Raw genomic sequence first — 17930 nt, 5'->3', positions numbered from 1 at the left:
GATGAACAAACGACAAGGTTTTCCGGAAGGATTTCTGTGGGGCGGCGCCATTGCCGCCAATCAGGCAGAAGGGGGATTCGACGCGGGCGGCAAAGGCTTCTCGACGGCGGACATGGTTCCTTATTTTGCGAAAAAGGATTACACCAACCTGCGGGAATTGATGCACGTAACGAGCGCGAAGGTGGAGAAAGCGATGGCTCATCACAGCGCCGAAGGATATCCGAAGCGTTACGGCATCGATTTTTACCATCGGTTCAGAGAGGACATCGCCTTGTTTGCAGAGCTTGGGTTCAAGGTGTTCCGGTTGTCGATCAACTGGCCGCGCATTTTCCCGAACGGTTACGATGAAGAGCCGAACGAAGAAGGATTGCGCTTCTATGATGAAGTGTTTGACGAGCTGAACAAACATGGCATCGAGCCGCTGGTGACGCTGTCCCACTATGAAATGCCGATGGGGCTGGTGCTTAAGTACAACGGCTGGGTTGGTCGTGAAGTGATCGGCCATTTCTTGAGATACGCAGAGACGGTGATGACTCGCTACAAAGACAAGGTCAGATACTGGCTGACATTTAATGAAATCAACACAACGATCATCGAACCGTTTACAGGAGGCGGCGTGATCGAAGACCGCGTGGACAACGTGATGCAGGCGTCCTACCAAGCCCTCCACCACCAGTTTGTGGCGAGCAGCCTGGTTGCGAAGAAGGCACGGGAAATCAATCCGGATTTCCAAATCGGCTGCATGCTGGCACGCATGATCCATTATCCGGCTACATCCAAACCGGAGGACGTGCTGCAGGCGCAAATCGACAACCAGCTGAACCTGCTGCATACGGACGTGCAGGTGCGCGGAAGTTACCCTGCGTTCATGGACCGTTACTGGGAAGAAAACGGGGTGTCCGTCGTCATGGAACCAGGCGACGAGCAAATTTTGCGCGACCACACCGTGGACTTCATTTCGTTCAGCTATTACACGTCCCTGGTGTCTGCGGTAAATCCGGAGGATTATGGCGTAACTGGCGGCAACCTGTACAGCACGATTAAAAACCCGAACCTCGAACGCACCGAGTGGGGCTGGCAGCTTGACCCGATCGGACTGCGCATCGTGCTGAAAGAACTTTATGACCGCTATCAATTGCCGCTGTTCGTCGTTGAAAACGGTCTTGGCGCGAAAGATACGGTTGAACCGGACGGTTCCATCCAGGACGATTATCGCATCGACTACCTCAGAAAACATATCACCCAAATGAAAGAAGCCGTTATGGACGGCGTCGATCTTATGGGATATACGAGCTGGGGAGCCATCGACATTATCAGTGCATCGACTTCCGAAATGTCCAAACGATATGGCGTCATTTACGTCGACCAGGATGATCTGGGACAAGGCACGCTGAACCGAATCAAGAAAAAGAGCTTTGGCTGGTACCAAAAAGTGATTGCATCCAACGGTGCAGACCTGAGCTAAGCGTATGCCAAGCGTAAAATAACATGTTCAAAGCCCTTGCGCAGCGGATGATGCCGCGTGCATGGGCTTTTTTTAGTAAGGGATCGAATATGCATTGGTGTAACGCGCCACAGGATGGAATGATGACACGGATGGTGATATACTGGTTTCCGAGTAGGGGGAATACATATGAAGAAAGCGATTATTGCCGTAGACATGGACGATACGATCTGCCATCTGGTGAAGCGGGCCATTCATTATAACAATTTGCAGTTTCCGACGCATCCGCTGCGTTATGAAGATATGGTAACGTGGGACACGACGCATTTGCGCCATCCGGATTCGACGCACGACATCTTTTATGGCAGGCCGGGATTATTCGAAGAGCTGGAGCTGTATGACGACTACGTCGTGGAAGAGATGCAGAAGCTGAACGAGGCGTACGATGTCATTATCGTAACCGCGGCCGATCCCGCCACCGTGGTGGAGAAGTGGAACTGGCTTCAGCGCCACATGCCGTTTATTACTGCGGAGCAGTTCATTACCTGCAAACGCAAAAACTTGCTCGGATTCGATCTGTTAATCGATGACGGGCCGCACAACCTGCTTCCTGCGCTCGCTGAAGGCAAAAAGGTACTGTGCATTCCTCATCCTTGGAACGTGCGAGAGCGGGAGCAGCATGCGTTCCCACTGATGAAAACGTGGAAAGACGCAAAGGAAATCGTAGATCGCCTGTTGGCGCCGGATTCCTTGATCTCCAATTAAAATACGGTTCAACCATGATGCGTGAAATGGGATGTATGCTTCTTGCGGTACGCCAGCGGCGTATCGCCCGTAATTTTTTTGAAATTCGCATAAAAGGAGTCGACATCCCGATACCCGACCAGTTCGGCAATCAGGCTGACTTTGTGCTGTGAACGCTTCAGCAGTTCACAGCTTTTTTGTATGCGCAAAAACTGCAAAAACGAGCCGAAGCTTTGTCCGGTCTGCGTGCGGAACATGCGCTGGATTTGTTTGTCGCTGCAATTGCAGAGGCGTGCCAGGTCGGACAGGCGCGTTTTCTCGGCGAGATGCTGCTCCAAATATTGAATGATATGGTCGAGCTCCGGTGGTTTGACCGGGTCGTTCGGCTCCACCCTATGGATGAAGCGGTAGGTGGTTACCACCAGTTGGCTGACAAGCGTATACAGCATGGTGGACGAGCCGATCCCGGGAACGGCGCACTCGCGGTGCAGCCTGGTCATCAGGTCTTCGATCCGTCTCCCATGGTCTGTAATGAAAACGTAAGGGGCCTTGTTTTGCTCCAATTCGTTCAGGTGCGAAAGGATCTCGGGTTCCTGAATCATGCCGGCCAATTCCTGGATCAATTCGGCGTTGAACAGGCAGTTGCTGATCGTGAGCGGATGTTTGGAAACGTCGGTCGTAGCCGGGCGAAAGACGTGCGGAACGCCGACCGGAATCACGAACAGCATGCCCTGATGCACCGGAATGACCTCGTTTCCGATATGATGGAAACCTCGTCCCCCGGAAACATAGCTGTATTCCACGAAATCATGCGCATGGAAGGGACCCGCAAAATTTTCCGAGACGCGGTTGACGAACAATTTCAGCTGGTCGCGGAAAAAGTACTCTCCTTTAAATATCTCAATGACAGGCTTCATGATCAAACCTCCTTGCTTCGTGGCCGGATTGCCGGGTGAAAAAGTCCGTTCTGCCGGGTAATTCTCAGGTTCGGGTCGATATAATTATATCGTAAGCCCTTACAATAGACCATGCGGAAAGGATGCTGCAACCATGTTCATCGTTAATCATCTTCGCTGCGAATATCGGAAAAATCCGATCGGACTGGACATTTCGTCCCCCCGGATCAGCTGGCACCTGCAATCCGATGCCCGGAACGCCGTCCAGGAAGCTTATCAGATCCAGCTATCCCTCGTACCCGAAATGAACCGAATCGAGTGGGACTCGGGACGGCAACATTCCAACCGTTCCATTCATGTGGAGCTGACCGGTTGGAAGCCTGTCCCCCGAACCCGATACTATTATCGCGTTCGTGCTTGGGATGGTGCGGGCAATGAATCGGAATGGTCGGAACCGGCTTTTTTCGAAACAGGCCTGATGGATGCGGAAGACCGATGGCAAGCCGATTGGATCACGGCCGGTGCAGCCTTGAAGGACGATCCTTCCTGCCCGCGCTTGCGCAGAGTGTTCGAACTGCAAAAAGCGGTAGTCAGGGCAACCATTTATGCGACAGCACTCGGGTTATATGAACTGCACCTGAATGGTGCCAGGGTAGGAGATCATTATTTTACGCCAGGCTGGACCAGTTACGACAAACGTTTGCAGTACCAGGTGTATGATGTTACGTCCATGCTCGTGGCCGGGCAAAACGTGATCGGCGCGGTTCTCGGAGACGGATGGTACGGCGGGCATTTGGGCTGGGACGGCCGAAAGGGATTATTCGGCGACGATCGCGCGCTGCTGCTGGAACTGCATATTCGATATGAAGACGGCTCCGAGGATCGGATCTTGTCGGGAAAGGACTGGATGGCATCCGCCAGCGCCATTGCCATGTCGGACATATATATGGGGGAAACGTACGACGCCCGGCTGGAGTCCGATTGGCTGGACGAATCCCGCGCATCCTGGTCACCGGCAGCGATTTTGGACCATGCCAAAGACATCATCGTTGCGCAGGAGAACGTCCCGGTTACGGCGATGGAGCAGCTGAAGCCGATTGCGCTGCTGACCACGCCGGAAGGCGATCGTGTGCTCGATATGGGACAAAACATGGTGGGCTGGATGAGGTTCAGCGTGCAGGGTGATCCTGGGCAAACGGTTGAACTGCTGCATGCGGAGATTCTGGACCATGCCGGCAACTTCTATACGGAAAATTTGCGTTCCGCCAAGCAGCAAGTTCAATATACGCTGAAAGGCGGGGGCGTTGAAACGTATGAACCGCATTTTACGTTCCAGGGGTTCCGATACGTGAAACTGATCGGTTTCTCCGAACCGATTCAGATCGACGATTTTACAGGTGTTGTGCTTCATTCAAATATGGAACGCACGGGCGAATTCGCCTGCTCCAGTCCGCTCGTCAACCAGCTGCACCACAACATTTTGTGGGGGCAAAAGGGCAATTTCCTCGACGTGCCGACCGATTGCCCGCAGCGCGACGAACGGCTCGGCTGGACGGGTGATGCGCAGATGTTCATCCGCACGGCGTCTTATCTGATGAACACCGCTCCATTTTTCACGAAATGGCTGCGGGATTTGCGGGCAGACCAGCATGAGGACGGGGGCATTCCGTTTTTTGTGCCTGACGTCAACGTATCCGGGAGCGACAGCGCCCATTCGTCGGCGGCATGGGGCGATGCAGCGGTCATTTGTCCGTGGACGCTCTATGAAATGTATGGAGATACGAGACTGCTCGCCGAACAATATGACAGCATGAAGCAATGGATCGAATACATTCGATCACAGGGCGATAACCCCTACTTATGGAATACGGGCTTTCACTTCGGGGACTGGCTTGGCCTCGATTCGAAACCGGGAAGTTATGTCGGGGCTACCGACCGGGATTATGTCGCGACCGCATTTTATGCCTACTCGGTTTCCCTTACACGGAAAGCAGCCAGCGTGTTGGGGTTCGATCAGGATGCGGTTTACTTCGACCAATTGCATGCACAGATCATCCAAGCTTTCCGCAACGAATTCGTTACACCTGCCGGCCGCATTTCCGTGCCGACGCAGACAGCGCATGTATTGGCTTTGCACTTTGACCTGCTGGAACCGGAGCACCGCAAACGGGCCGGTGATCAATTGGTGAAATTGGTTGAAGAGGCGGGCAATCATCTGACCACCGGTTTTGTCGGAACGCCATATCTGAACCCTGTGCTCAGCGCTGCCGGTCACCGCGATTTGGCGTATACCCTTTTATTTCAAAAGGATTACCCATCCTGGCTGTTCCAAGTGACGCAAGGTGCCACGACCGTGTGGGAGCATTGGGACGGCATGCGGGAGGATGGCAGCCTTTGGAGCAGGGACATGAATTCGTTCAATCATTATGCGTACGGTGCGATTGGCGAATGGTTATATCGTGATGTCGCAGGCATACGTCCGGATGAAAACCGCCCCGGCTTCGGCATGGTGCATATCGAACCACAGCCGGGACCCGGATTGGATTGGGTCAAAGCCAAGGTGGACACCATGTATGGCACGGTTTCGTCCGCATGGCACCGCCACGACCATGGCGAAATGATCGTGGAGGTTCACATTCCGGCCAACGTTTCGGGTACGGTGCTCCTTCCGCTTGCTGCGAAAGCTGCAGTGAAGGAGCAGGGGCAGCCTTTGGAAGAGGTGACGGCGATCCGCGCGTTCCGGGCAGAAGGGACGGATACCCGCGTGGAGCTTGGCTCGGGCAGTTATACGTTCACCTACGTTCTGCCGAAGGCTGACGAACATCCTGAACTCGAAGCGGAAAAAGTACGATCGAGTTAAGATCAAGTCTCCAAGGATTACCGCAAATTTTGTTGAAAAATGACGAAAATAATATGGATAAAGATTGAAAAAACCTCGCTTGCCCACTAGAATGAAGATGGAATCTGGATTGCGGCCGGAAACTATCATATCAGGCATAAGCGAGGTTTTCGTATGGAACTACCGGCTACTCGGCCACAGCGCATTTCGTATTTGGGCTTTTACCGGGCCTTTGCGATCATGGCGGTGGTGGCCATTCATGCAACGTCTACGGCGGTCGCGCATTATCCCAAACAGACGTTGGACCACCAGTTTTATTTTTTCTGGAACAGCTTTTTGCAGTTTGCCGTACCGGCATTCCTGTTTTTATCGTCACTGGTGTTATTCTACAACTATAGCGCACGAACCAATGAGCAGGGCTGGAAGCTGAAGTTTTACAAAAAACGTTTGCTATACGTGTTCGTCCCGTATCTCGTCTGGTCGCTGATTTATTTTGTCGTCAAGGAATGGCTTGCCGGCGAACAGCCGCAGGACCATTGGCCACGCTTGGCGGAGCAGCTGCTGACGGGACGCGCGCACACCCATTTGTACTTTTTCCTTATTATTTTGCAATTTTACATCGTATTTCCTTGGCTCCTTGCCTTGACGCGATATCGGTTGGTGAAACGCTACTTCCCATTGTTTTTTGTGGCAGGGCAAGCCGTTTTTTATGCGCTCCATTTGCAATTCCACTTTGAACGGCTCGGCAGCCTGCTGCCAAGCTACCTGATTGTCATCGGTTTCGGTGCATGGGCTGGCCTGAATTACGAGGCGGCACTGAAGAGGTTAAGGGCATGGAAAATCGCTCTGCTGCTCGCCCTGATGGCCGGAGGGGCCGTCTTTATCTATGGCGGCGGAATGATCAAAAGCATGTTTGCTTCCGATTCATTCGTGGCTTATGCGCTATTATTCGTTTTTCGGAATTTGTTTACACTTTCTGCCTGCTTGCTGCTGCTGCTCGTATGCGCATGGATTGAGCGCCGGAAAAGGCCTGCTGCCGAACGTGTCGCCAAAGTGTTGAATTCCCTGGGTACCGTTTCGTTCGGCGTGTTCCTGATCCATCCGATGATTCTGCTCTTCTGGCGGCGCGAACTTGCGGCCCTGCTGCTGCAGCACTTCAGTCTCGGCATCGTAATGTCTTATGCGGCTGCGCTGCTTCTATCCTGGATGTTTGCAGTCGGTTTGCGCAAAGTGAAATGGGGATGGGTGCTCATTGGACAATGATGTTCGATGGCTGAGCTCATGCGCAGCAACAAGAGAGATTTCAGACTTCCGGCATGTGCCGAAGGGGCTGAAGTCTCTTTTTTGGTTTGCAAAAACGTGGACTGAAGTATATCTAATTTTCCTGTTCACATGTAATATGGATGGATATCCAATATATTCTTAGGTGGGATATACGAACAAAACGAGGAGTGATCACCATGAAACTGGTTATTATTGTTGGGCCGCAAGCGGTAGGCAAGATGACGGTAGGGCAGGAGCTGGAGAAGATCACCGGCCTAAAGCTATTTCACAATCACATGACGATCGATTTGGTATCGCCTTATTTCAGTTACGGTACCCCGCAGGGCAAACGGCTCGTCAGCTTGTTCCGCCGGGAAATTTTCGAAGAGGTATCGAAAAGCGACCTTCCCGGATTAATTTTTACATATGTGTGGGCATTTGATGTGGCCGAGGATGGGGAATACATCCGGCAGCTTCGTGAAATGTTCGAATCGAGAGGGGCGCAGGTGTGCTACGTGGAGTTGGAGGCCGATCCGGCGGAACGGCTTGAACGCAATCGCAGTCCGCACAGGCTGCTGCACAAACCAACGAAACGGGATGTGGCATGGTCCGAGCAGGACTTGCTGGAAAGCATGGAAAAGTATCGGCTGAATTCAGAACCAGGTGAAATCACGCATCAGCACTATGTTAGAATCAATAATACGAATCTGAGTCCGGAGGAGACGGCTCGGCAGATCAAGGAAAGGTTCAATCTGTAACCTTTTGTGAAAGAAAGTATAAATCCATTTTCGGATCAAAACATGTTGGTTTCCGGAATTTGAAATTTCCCAACATTTACAAACGATTTATATTTGGCCTCATATAACCACGCATGTTCACCCGCAGAAAACGGGGCGCATATCGCATCAGGACAGCCTGAATATCATATAACGATGCAAGGACTTGCATGAAAACCGGTTTCAGGAGGGAAACTTAGATCTATAATTGACGAGTACCGAAAAGGAGATTTTTTAATCTTTATCGTTCTCAAAGTAACTATATTGTCTAAATGCAAACGCCATGATTTCCGCCGTGATTCATCCCTGCGAATAAAACAAGATCGTTTCAAACCCATTAAAATTACTGTTGTATAATGTAGAAAAATGTAATAACATAATTTCACGCAATAGTTGACATTGAAATGGGCGATGCCATATACCTGACGAAGGTAAGGTTTGCCTTTTTCTGTATATTGGAGTGATAAAGTGAAAATTGAAAAGGTCCTCAACAATAATGCTGTCGTTGCCGTTAAGGACGAGCGGGAAGTCATCGTGATCGGGCGCGGAATCGCATTTCAGAAGCGTGCGGGCGACATGGTTGCCGAAGAGCATATTGATAAAATATTCACGCTTCAAAACGAAGACATCCAGGAAAATTTCAAAGCGCTGATCGCAAGCATTCCCTTGGAGTACATGAAGGTATCCGAGGAGATCATTAATTATGCCAAATTGAAGCTGGGCAAAAAGCTGAACGAAAGCATTTATCTTCACCTGACCGATCACATTCACTTTGCCATCGAGCGTTACAAAAACAATTTGCCTATTCGGAACGGGTTGTTATGGGAAACCAAGCAGCTCTACAAGGACGAATTCGAAGTGGGGCTCGAGGCGCTGAACATGATTTGCGACCAGTTCGGCATCCTGCTGCCCGAGGACGAAGCCGGATTTATGGCGCTGCATTTTGTAAACGCCGCTCTCAACGAGGAAATGCCCAATATTCGCAGCATGACCCAAGTGATGCAGGAGATTTTGACGATCATCAAGTATCACTTCAAAATGGACTTTGACGAAAATTCACTGACGTATTATCGCTTCGTCACCCATTTGAAGTTTTTTTCGCAGCGGTTGGTCAACGGCAAACATTACAAAAACAACAACGATGACGAGTTGTTCGAAATGATCCAGAAGAAATATCCGGAAGCTCACAAATGCTCGCTCAAAATCAAAAAGTTCATCGAAAACAACTACACGTATCAACTGACCAACGAAGAATTGATGTATCTGTCCATCCATATTGAGCGTGTAGTGCATGCGACGACAGAGTAAAATAATTTTATTAATTTTAATAATAAAACGCTTGCAATTGTAAAACGGATGAGCTATTATAATCACATAAAGTAAGCGCATACAACAAACGGGTTGTAACTGTTCAATCAGGCAACTCCGACCACCTTGAAACGATAAAGATGGGTTGCAACTTACTTTTGAAACAAGATGTGGGGTTCACAACCAAATATCTATTGTGTACAGCCTTACAGGGTTGCAACCGTTAAGGGCAAAACCTGAATTGCTGAATCACACGACCTGTGTTCCGGAGAAATACCGGCGCGCTGCGTGGATTCAGTAGTTCAGGTTTTCTTTGTTTCACCGTAGAAAGTTCAATCAGAAAGGGAGAATTACAATGAACTACGATCAATTGGCTAAGGACATTCTGTCCCGCGTTGGTGGTCCCGGAAACGTAAACAGCGTGTTCCATTGCGTAACGAGATTGCGCTTTAAACTGAAAGATGAAAGCGTCGCCAAAACGGAAGAGCTTAAAAATTTGCCAGGCGTCATCACCGTCATGCAGAGTGGCGGCCAATACCAAGTCGTTATTGGAAATGAAGTGCCTGATGTGTATAAAGCCGTTGTCAAAGCAGGGAATTTGTCTGCCGAAGGTCAGGTAGATGAAGACAAAGCAGACTCCGGTCCGAAGGGCAACTTGTTTAACCGCTTTATAGACATGATCTCGGGCGTGTTTACTCCGGTTCTTGGTTTGCTTGCCGCGACCGGGATGATCAAAGGATTCACAGCCATGTTTGTATCGCTGGGATGGGTCGACAATACGTCAGGGACGTATGCGTTGTTAAATGCAGTGGGAGATTGCTTGTTCTACTTCTTCCCGATCTTCCTTGGATACACGGCCATCAAAAAGTTCGGAGGAACGCCGTTCCTGGGCATGGCCATCGGTGCTTCGCTGGTCTACCCGACATTGGCGGGCATCAGAGCCGGAGAACCCATGTATACGTTGTTTGCCGGCACCTTGTTCGAATCACCTATTCGCATTGAATTTTTAGGTATCCCGGTCATTTTGATGGATTATGCTTCATCGGTTATCCCGATCATCGTAGCCACGTTCTTCGCGGTGAAGATAGAGCGGTTTTTCAAAAAAGTTATGCCTAAAGTGGTCAGCAACTTCCTGGTTCCGTTTTGCACTTTGCTCGTCATCGTACCACTTACGTTCCTGTTAATCGGTCCGATCTCTACATGGGCGGGTCAATTGCTGGGAGCGTTCACAACTTGGATTTACGGACTGAGTCCTCTGATTACAGGTCTCGTGATCGGTGGTCTATGGCAAGTGTTTGTATTGTTCGGACTTCACTGGGGACTCGTTCCTGTGGCCTTCGTGAACTTGGCGAATTTGGGATATGATCCGGTTTTGGCGATGTCTTTCGCGGCATCCTTTGCTCAGATCGGAGCTGTGCTCGCGGTTATCGTCAAGTCCAAAAGCACCAAACTGAAAACGCTGGGCGCTCCGGCCTTTATATCGGGTATTTTCGGAGTAACTGAACCGGCTATTTACGGCGTGACGCTCCCATTGAAAAAACCGTTCATCATGAGTTGTATCGCGGCGGCCATCGGAGGCGGCATTCTCGGATATGTGGGCACAAAAGGGTACATCATCGGTGGTCTGGGCATTTTCGGATATCCGAGCTACGTTAACCCCGAAACAGGCATGGACGCTATATTCTTCTGGACGATTGCGGCTACGCTGATTGCATTCATCCTGGGCTTCATTCTCGTCTATGTGACTGGCTTCAAAGAACCGGAAGAGAAGAAGGCAGAAGCGGCGCCTGCGCCAAAAACAGAATTGGAACCAAACCCGAACCAAAGATTCGAAATCGCAAGTCCGATGGCTGGCGAAGTGGTCGAGCTGAAAGAGATCAACGACGTGACGTTTGCCGGAGAGCATATGGGTAAAGGCATTGCGATTCGTCCAACAAGCGGCCGTGTCGTATCCCCTGTTAACGGCGTAGTACAGACGGTGTATCGCACGAAACATGCGATTGGACTGGTCAGCGACGACGGCGTGGAAATGCTCATTCATATCGGCCAAGATACGGTTCAACTGAAAGGCCAACATTTCACGCCGCATGTGAAAGATGGGGACCGCGTCAGCGTGGGTGATCTGATCATGGAATTCGATTTGCAGGCGATCAAGGATGCAGGGTATGAAACGGTAACGCCGATTATCGTTGCGAACACGTCCGCTTATCTGGATGTCGTAGGGACCAAACACGCCACCGTGAACGAAAAAGAAAAACTGCTTACGGTTTTGGGTTAACTTCCCCGAATCAATGATTTTCAGATGACTTGATTTCAAGTTTGGATAGGAGGAAACGAAATATATGTTTAAAACGTATACGTCCTTCCCGGAGAATTTTCTCTGGGGAGGAGCTACTGCAGCCAATCAGCTCGAAGGCGCTTATCTGGAAGATGGCAAAGGCCTGACCACGGTGGACTTGATCCCGATTGGACCGGACCGCATGAAGATCGCAATGGGAGCACTGGATTCATTTGAGCCCAAAGAAAGCGAGTTTTATCCTTCCCATGGGGCGATCGATTTCTATCATCGTTACAAAGAAGATATTGCGCTTTTCGCGGAAATGGGATTCAAAAGCTTCAGGATGTCTATAGCCTGGGCTCGGATTTTCCCGAACGGGGATGACGCGCAGCCGAACGAAGCCGGACTCCAATTTTACGACGATGTGTTTGACGAGCTGCTCAAGCACAACATTGAGCCTGTCGTTACGATCTGCCATTTCGATGTACCTGTAAGTTTGGTGAAGAACTATGGCGGGTGGACCAACCGCAAGATGGTCGGATTTTTTGAAACATATGCTCGCACATTGTTTGAACGCTACCGGAACAAAGTGAAATACTGGATGACGTTTAACGAAATCAACATGCTGCTGCATCTTCCTTATATCGGGGCGGGCATCGTCCTGAACGACGGCGACGACAAGGAAAAGGTATTGTACCAGGCAGCCCATCATGAACTGATTGCCAGCGCGCTTGCCGTCAAAGCCTGTCACGAAATCATTCCAAATGCGATGATTGGTTGCATGCTTGCGGCGGGAACGGTATATCCGTATACGAGCAATCCGGAAGATGTATGGAAAGCGATGGAGTTGGACCGTGAATCGTTCTTCTTCATCGACGTGCAGTCCAAAGGCGAATATCCGGGATATACGAAACGCTTTTTCCGGGAACACGGCATCGAGCTTCAAATGGAAGAAGGCGATCTCGAACTGCTGCGGGAAAACACGGTGGACTACATCGGATTCAGTTATTATGCGAGCCGCTGCACCAGCGCCGATCCGGAGGTGCTGAAAAATTCCACGGAGGGCAACGTGTTCGGATCGGTGAAAAATCCGTATTTAGAAGCCTCCGAATGGGGTTGGACGATCGATCCGAAAGGGCTGCGCATTACATGCAACCAATTGCATGACCGTTATGGCAAACCGCTTTTCATCGTCGAGAACGGGTTGGGCGCGACAGACGTGCTGCTCGAAAATGATACGGTCGAGGACGATTATCGCATCGACTATCTGGATCGCCATTTTGCCGAAATGGCCGAGGCGATTCAGGATGGCGTCGACATCATCGGTTACACGAGCTGGGGACCGATTGACCTTGTCAGCGCCGGAACTGGGGAGATGAAGAAACGGTACGGCTACATTTATGTAGACCGGAACAACGATGGCAGCGGTTCGTTAAGAAGAATTCCGAAGAAAAGCTTCCATTGGTACAAAGACGTCATCTCGAGCAATGGTGCAAAGTACTTTGAGTAATCGTACAGAAGCTTGCTTGGAAAAAGGAATGCCGACTTCCCTTCGCAGGGACCGGCTTTCCTTTTTATCGTATTGCTGGTTCGGCCGTATTTCTTATAAGATGGAAAGGGAATGGAAGCCGCTGATCGCAATGCTCGCTTCCTGCCGATCCGAGGGCGGCAAGCCCAAACCAAGAGATAAGGAATGAGGAGATGGCCATACCGCTTCAAGCCATGCCGAAAGTCATGGTGATTCAGGAACATCAGGTGGACGCAGCCGTCCGGTTTGCGATGAAGGTGCGGCGCGAAGTATTCCCGATGCTGAATCACGAAACGCTGCCGCAGGACTTGCTGCATTTCCATGCGCATTACATGCATTCGGATCAAAGCAAGTTTCTGGTCGCAATAACCGAGAACAACGAGATTATTGGCTCCATAGGAATTGTTCCGTACGACGGGCGCATCGAAGAAATCAAAGGACGGTATCCCGAAGGGGCGGCCGCCGAAGTGGTGAAATGCTACGTGGATGCGGAGTACCGCAGACACGGCATCGGTTCGTTGCTTGCCGGCGCATTGAAGGATGCCGTGCGGGAAATGGCGTACAATACGCTGTATTTGCATACTCATCGCTTCCTTCCGGGGGCCGTGGATTTTTGGATGCGGCAAGGATTTGCGATCGTTACCGAGCAGTATGACGAGTGGCAAACGGTGCATATGGAGAATCTGCAGGCATTCTAAGGGAACGTTTCTGGACGTGGAATCCATTGTTTTTCACAACAAAACGATTTTGAGCTATCGTCTGCTGGACGAAGCGGACAGAACCCGGCAAAAAGACAAAGGCGGTTTCGCATGATGCGAAGCCGCCTTTGTCTATGTTTATGGAGAACGAGCCTCCATGAGTCAACTATAATGTAGAGGAAGCATGTTCCAATAAAAAAGAAAAGCAACGGTGAGCAAGCTGAGGCCGGCGATCAGGCATGAAGTCAAGGAGGGCACGATCCGATTGCGAATGTGCGGTTGCAGAGGCCTGAGCTTCATGACGGCGATATACCAAGCACGAACCAGCCCGATGAAGGGCAAGGCCGAGAAACACCAAACATACCACCAGGGATAACCGTGAATCATTGCTTCCGAATTGCCATACAACAATTGCCCGGACAAGTAACAGGTAAATATGGCAGCAATCCATGTAGATGAACAGGCCGAGGCAGGGCCGAATCGTTTGGGCGAAATAACACGCAGCAGACAGCGGACGACCCCGATGACGAATAAAAGCACCCATGACACCGCAATCGTAACATATATGGCTAATGATGTGGCAGGATGGCGCCACCAGGGAGGTTTTTCAGCCAAGGTAACTCCCTGAGTAAAACTCATACTCCATTCATCGCGACCCTGCTTAAACGAAACGGTATTGTCGCTTTCTTGTTCCCGAAACAGTCCGGTGCCTATGGGCTCATAGATGCGACTTTCCTTCTCCCCCGGCCCATCCGGAAAGATCCCATGGATAACAAGGTGGTTCTCCGATGCGCTCACTTCGTAGTCCCTTGTCCCAAGCCACCGCAGCCACTTGCCCCAGCCATGCAAAGGTCCAAGCGTCAACGTATAGGTCCGGGCATATTGCTGCAGCTGGGAAGAAACCGGCGTTTGATTCACTTTAAGCTCTTGTCTTGCTTCAGGAAGAAGCTGAACGATGGAGGATATGATCGAATCGTGCAATTTCCCGCCTTGCGACGGTGCGTTGCTAATGACGAATATGCCCAGCTTGCGGGAAGGCACGAGCACCATTTTGGCCGAAAAACCGTTAATATCGCCAGTATGGGACAACGTCAACAGCCCGCTTCGCAGCCGTGTACGGAAAAAACCGTACCCTACGCCTTCCAGGTGGGGATGCTCGGCAAAGTGGCGTGCCTGCATTTGCCGCACCGTGTCGGCATGAAGGAGACGTTTCCCGCGAAACATGCCGTCATTTAATTGCGCAATCATGTAATGCGCCCATTCCACCGGCACCATGCTTACGCCTCCGGCACCCGGCATGTTGACGTATGAGTGGGGGAGAGGGACATATGATCCGTCCTCAAACGTGTACGAACGGGCCATGTCCGGTGATAGAGGGGCCGAAATGCCAGCACTCGGCATATCCAGCGGCTCGAAAATATACCGGGACATATAATCATCGATCGGTTTTCCCGACACATCCTCCAGCAGACTGGCGACTAGGCCATAATTGGCATTGTTATAGGCAAATGCTTCGCCGGGTAGACGAACAGGCGGCTGCTCGTCGAAATAATGCTTCATGAATGTCCTAAGCTCCACGGCTTTGGAGGGAGAGGCGGCCTCTACGCCGTACATGGCATCATCCAGACCTGCAGTATGTGTGAGCAAGTGATGCAGTGTGATGGGCTGCTGCTGGAACATCGGGACATGGAAGGATGAGAGGTAACGGTTCACGTCTTGATCCAGCGATACCCTTCCCTGTTCTTCCAATTGCATAATGGCTGTTGCCGCGAGGCTTTTGCTTAGCGATCCGACCGGCAGAATCGTTCGTTCCGGGTCCATCGGTACGCCATGTTCAACATCCGCGAATCCGTATCCTTTCTGGAAAATGATCCGGTCTTGCAGCGTGACAACGACGGCGACGCCAGGAATGGACTCGCGCGCCAGTGCCTTTTCCACGGCCGAATCGGCCGCCTGCTGCAACTCATGCGGGCGAATCGCTTCTTGGGCTGCGGCCTGATCCGGGAAGTATCCCGTTCCCATGATCGTCATGAGCAAGGCCAGCAATATAGAAGACCATCGGTGTTTCATGTGTTATGTGCCTCCTCAAGCAGAATAAGTTCCTATATAAACCGCCAAAAACATCCACACGTTAACGGAGAAGGCAGGAACCAATCTGGGGATAACAGCGATCGGAAGATGGTACTGCACTTGCAGTGCCCTAGTGTGATTGATTCGTGCGGTTTATATCGTTGGACCCATTGTAATGCCGGTTTCTTTCATGGGACTGTCACGAATCATAAATTAACCTTACAAAATACGCCAAGAGAGGATGAGCATGATACACTGGGATTATGTACAAATGATGGAAGAGGGAGATTGGCGTGGAACGAACAGTGCTGTTGGTGGATGACCATCACGAGATTGTGGAATTGCTCGGCTTATTTCTGGCTAAGGAAGGCATTCGTGTGATCGAGGCCCATAATGGTGCAGAGGCATGGGCGTGCTTGCATAACGAGCGAATCGACCTTGCGGTGCTGGATATTATGATGCCAGGCATCGATGGAATCGAGCTGCTGAAGCTGTTGCGCACGGAATATAAGCTTCCAGTCATCATGTTGTCTGCCAAAAATCGCCATGATGACAAAATCAACGGACTGCTGCTTGGCGCCGATGATTTCATCGGGAAACCTTTTAATCCGCTTGAGGTTGTGGCCCGAATCCGGGCGCTGCTTCGGCGGACGTATGATTTTAATGACGCGTCCCTTCCCGTCCGGGAGGCGGAGAGTGACGAAGTTACGGTGGTCGGCGAATTGCGGCTGAGCCACCGGGACTGCATTCTGTATAAAAAAGAACGCGCCATCGCGCTGACCGCAATGGAATACAAATTGCTTTCCATGCTGATGCAGGCGCCCGGCAGGGTGTATACCAAAAAACAGCTCTTCGAGCAGGTGTGGTCCGATCCTTATTATGAAGACGCCAATACCGTCATGGTTCACATTTCCAGGCTCAGGGACAAGGTGGAGGAAGATCCCCGAAAGCCGATATATATTCAGACCATTCGGGGGCTTGGATACAAGTTTGCCAGAAAAGAGGATATCCCTTGAAGAAGGAAAAATGGTTTGATGCCATGCTGAAGTCGGCCGTCTGGTTTGCAGCAGCGCTAAGCGTCGTGATAGGGGTATTTGTGCTGCTTGTGCTTGATGTGGAAAACCAGACTTTGGAGATAAATCATATTCATCTCACGTTGTTGTTCGGTGGATTCGGCGCTTGCTGCGTGGTCTACAGCTTGTGGAGTGCGAGACGGGTGACGAGACCGCTCGAACGGATCGCCTCTGCCATACAGGGAATGAAGGAAGGAGAGTATGGAGAGCGCCTGATCATCGATGGTGGTTATGAATTTGAGGTCATTCAGAAGTCGTTCAACGAGATGGCGGAAGTACTGGAACGGGCACGGGAGGACAATCGCAAGCTGGAACGGGAAAAAAGACAAATGCTTGCCGATCTGTCCCACGATTTGAAGACACCGATCACCATCATCCAAGGATATGCCAAAGCCCTGGAGCTTGACATGGTTGAGGGCGAAGAGAACAAGGTCAAAACGTATCGTTTGATGTATGGCAAAGCGGAGCAAGTTACCGCGATGATCGACCAGATTGTCATGTTGTCCAAGCTGGACAGGCCGGATTATCCGCTCATGCTGGAACATACGGATATCGCCGAGTTGACGAGGGAGGTTGCCGCGGAATTTTACGAGCTCTTCGAACTGGAACAGTACACGTTGGAAGTGGATTGCTCTCCGGAACACCTCATGGCGGATTGCGACTTACGCTTGATGCATCGGGCGATGTCCAATTTGCTGACCAATGCGATGAAGCACAATCCGCCGGGAACGAAGGTAACGATCGAGCTGGCGGAGGCGGGAGAGTTCGTTTCATTGGCGGTGGCGGACAACGGCGTAGGCATTCCGGCGAATTTGACGGAGGTGATCTTTGATCCTTTCGTGCGAGGGGATGCCGCACGGACGGAGGACGGCGGTACAGGACTCGGGTTATCCATCGTCCGCCAGATTGCGGAATTGCATAGGGGAACGCTTCATTTAAACGGTGCGTCTGACGGGACGAGATTTGAACTGCTTTTTCCCAAGTCCATGTCAAACAGAAGAGCGGAATGAAGG

The 17930-nt window shown here is 51.0% G+C and carries 13 protein-coding genes; 11 read left to right on the top strand and 2 right to left on the bottom strand.

What is annotated here, in order from left to right; all coding sequences use genetic code 11:
* Position 1 precedes the first annotated feature (1 nt).
* Entirely contained in the window at positions 2-1465 is a 1464-nt protein-coding gene (ascB, locus tag MKY59_RS18620; protein ID WP_339273039.1) for a 6-phospho-beta-glucosidase, read from the top strand.
* 168 nt (positions 1466-1633) lie between these two features.
* Positions 1634-2209: a hypothetical protein gene (locus MKY59_RS18615; RefSeq protein WP_339273037.1), complete on the top strand. Its 576-nt coding sequence runs from the start codon at positions 1634-1636 to the stop codon at positions 2207-2209.
* 8 nt (positions 2210-2217) lie between these two features.
* Here the strand turns inward: MKY59_RS18615 and MKY59_RS18610 are convergent, their stop codons facing one another.
* Complete coding sequence (locus tag MKY59_RS18610) at positions 2218-3105, bottom strand: AraC family transcriptional regulator (RefSeq protein WP_339273035.1); 888 nt, start codon at positions 3103-3105, stop codon at positions 2218-2220.
* Positions 3106-3238: 133 nt separating this feature from the next.
* On the opposite strand from MKY59_RS18610, the gene MKY59_RS18605 reads away from it, so the two are divergent.
* The 7 genes from MKY59_RS18605 (at position 3239) to MKY59_RS18575 (ending at position 13774) form a co-directional block, all read left to right on the top strand.
* On the top strand, positions 3239-5944 hold the full coding sequence (locus tag MKY59_RS18605) for a family 78 glycoside hydrolase catalytic domain (RefSeq protein WP_339273033.1): 2706 nt from the start codon (positions 3239-3241) through the stop codon (positions 5942-5944).
* Positions 5945-6097: 153 nt separating this feature from the next.
* The gene (locus tag MKY59_RS18600; protein WP_339273031.1) at positions 6098-7186 is read left to right on the top strand and encodes an acyltransferase; all 1089 of its coding nucleotides are present in this window, start codon (positions 6098-6100) and stop codon (positions 7184-7186) included.
* A gap of 197 nt (positions 7187-7383) precedes the next feature.
* Positions 7384-7944, top strand: coding sequence for an AAA family ATPase (locus MKY59_RS18595; RefSeq protein ID WP_339273029.1), 561 nt, complete (start codon positions 7384-7386; stop codon positions 7942-7944).
* A gap of 486 nt (positions 7945-8430) precedes the next feature.
* Positions 8431-9270, top strand: coding sequence for a PRD domain-containing protein (locus tag MKY59_RS18590; protein ID WP_236412032.1), 840 nt, complete (start codon positions 8431-8433; stop codon positions 9268-9270).
* 355 nt (positions 9271-9625) lie between these two features.
* Positions 9626-11548: a beta-glucoside-specific PTS transporter subunit IIABC gene (locus MKY59_RS18585; protein WP_339273027.1), complete on the top strand. Its 1923-nt coding sequence runs from the start codon at positions 9626-9628 to the stop codon at positions 11546-11548.
* A gap of 64 nt (positions 11549-11612) precedes the next feature.
* Positions 11613-13058, top strand: coding sequence for a 6-phospho-beta-glucosidase (locus MKY59_RS18580; RefSeq protein ID WP_339273025.1), 1446 nt, complete (start codon positions 11613-11615; stop codon positions 13056-13058).
* Positions 13059-13249: 191 nt separating this feature from the next.
* The gene (locus MKY59_RS18575; RefSeq protein ID WP_339273023.1) at positions 13250-13774 is read left to right on the top strand and encodes a GNAT family N-acetyltransferase; all 525 of its coding nucleotides are present in this window, start codon (positions 13250-13252) and stop codon (positions 13772-13774) included.
* Positions 13775-13936: 162 nt separating this feature from the next.
* Here the strand turns inward: MKY59_RS18575 and MKY59_RS18570 are convergent, their stop codons facing one another.
* Positions 13937-15844, bottom strand: coding sequence for a serine hydrolase domain-containing protein (locus tag MKY59_RS18570; protein ID WP_339273021.1), 1908 nt, complete (start codon positions 15842-15844; stop codon positions 13937-13939).
* A 293-nt stretch (positions 15845-16137) separates the two neighbouring features.
* Between MKY59_RS18570 and MKY59_RS18565 the strand changes: the two genes are divergently transcribed.
* Together MKY59_RS18565 and MKY59_RS18560 are read left to right on the top strand one after the other, a co-directional pair.
* Positions 16138-16860 carry a response regulator transcription factor gene (locus MKY59_RS18565; protein WP_339273019.1) on the top strand — a complete coding sequence of 241 codons (723 nt, stop codon included), beginning with the start codon at positions 16138-16140 and terminating at the stop codon, positions 16858-16860.
* Positions 16857-17927 carry a HAMP domain-containing sensor histidine kinase gene (locus MKY59_RS18560; protein WP_339273017.1) on the top strand — a complete coding sequence of 357 codons (1071 nt, stop codon included), beginning with the start codon at positions 16857-16859 and terminating at the stop codon, positions 17925-17927. The genes MKY59_RS18565 and MKY59_RS18560 overlap by 4 nt, the downstream gene beginning before the upstream one ends.
* Positions 17928-17930 lie beyond the last annotated feature (3 nt).

It is taken from the genome of Paenibacillus sp. FSL W8-0426, from assembly GCF_037969725.1.
Taxonomy (GTDB): Bacteria; Bacillota; Bacilli; order Paenibacillales; family Paenibacillaceae; genus Paenibacillus; species Paenibacillus hubeiensis.
This window is presented reverse-complemented; position numbering and strand designations above follow the sequence as displayed.

Bases quoted from the DNA above. Each gene is read 5' to 3' on its own strand.
- MKY59_RS18605 (WP_339273033.1), top strand. From the start codon at position 3,239: ATGTTCATCGTTAATCATCTTCGCTGCGAATATCGGAAAAATCCGATC.
- MKY59_RS18610 (WP_339273035.1), bottom strand. From the start codon at position 3,105: ATGAAGCCTGTCATTGAGATATTTAAAGGAGAGTACTTTTTCCGCGAC.
- MKY59_RS18600 (WP_339273031.1), top strand. From the start codon at position 6,098: ATGGAACTACCGGCTACTCGGCCACAGCGCATTTCGTATTTGGGCTTT.
- MKY59_RS18575 (WP_339273023.1), top strand. From the start codon at position 13,250: ATGGCCATACCGCTTCAAGCCATGCCGAAAGTCATGGTGATTCAGGAA.
- MKY59_RS18585 (WP_339273027.1), top strand. From the start codon at position 9,626: ATGAACTACGATCAATTGGCTAAGGACATTCTGTCCCGCGTTGGTGGT.
- MKY59_RS18580 (WP_339273025.1), top strand. From the start codon at position 11,613: ATGTTTAAAACGTATACGTCCTTCCCGGAGAATTTTCTCTGGGGAGGA.
- MKY59_RS18570 (WP_339273021.1), bottom strand. From the start codon at position 15,844: ATGAAACACCGATGGTCTTCTATATTGCTGGCCTTGCTCATGACGATC.
- MKY59_RS18595 (WP_339273029.1), top strand. From the start codon at position 7,384: ATGAAACTGGTTATTATTGTTGGGCCGCAAGCGGTAGGCAAGATGACG.
- MKY59_RS18615 (WP_339273037.1), top strand. From the start codon at position 1,634: ATGAAGAAAGCGATTATTGCCGTAGACATGGACGATACGATCTGCCAT.
- ascB (WP_339273039.1), top strand. From the start codon at position 2: ATGAACAAACGACAAGGTTTTCCGGAAGGATTTCTGTGGGGCGGCGCC.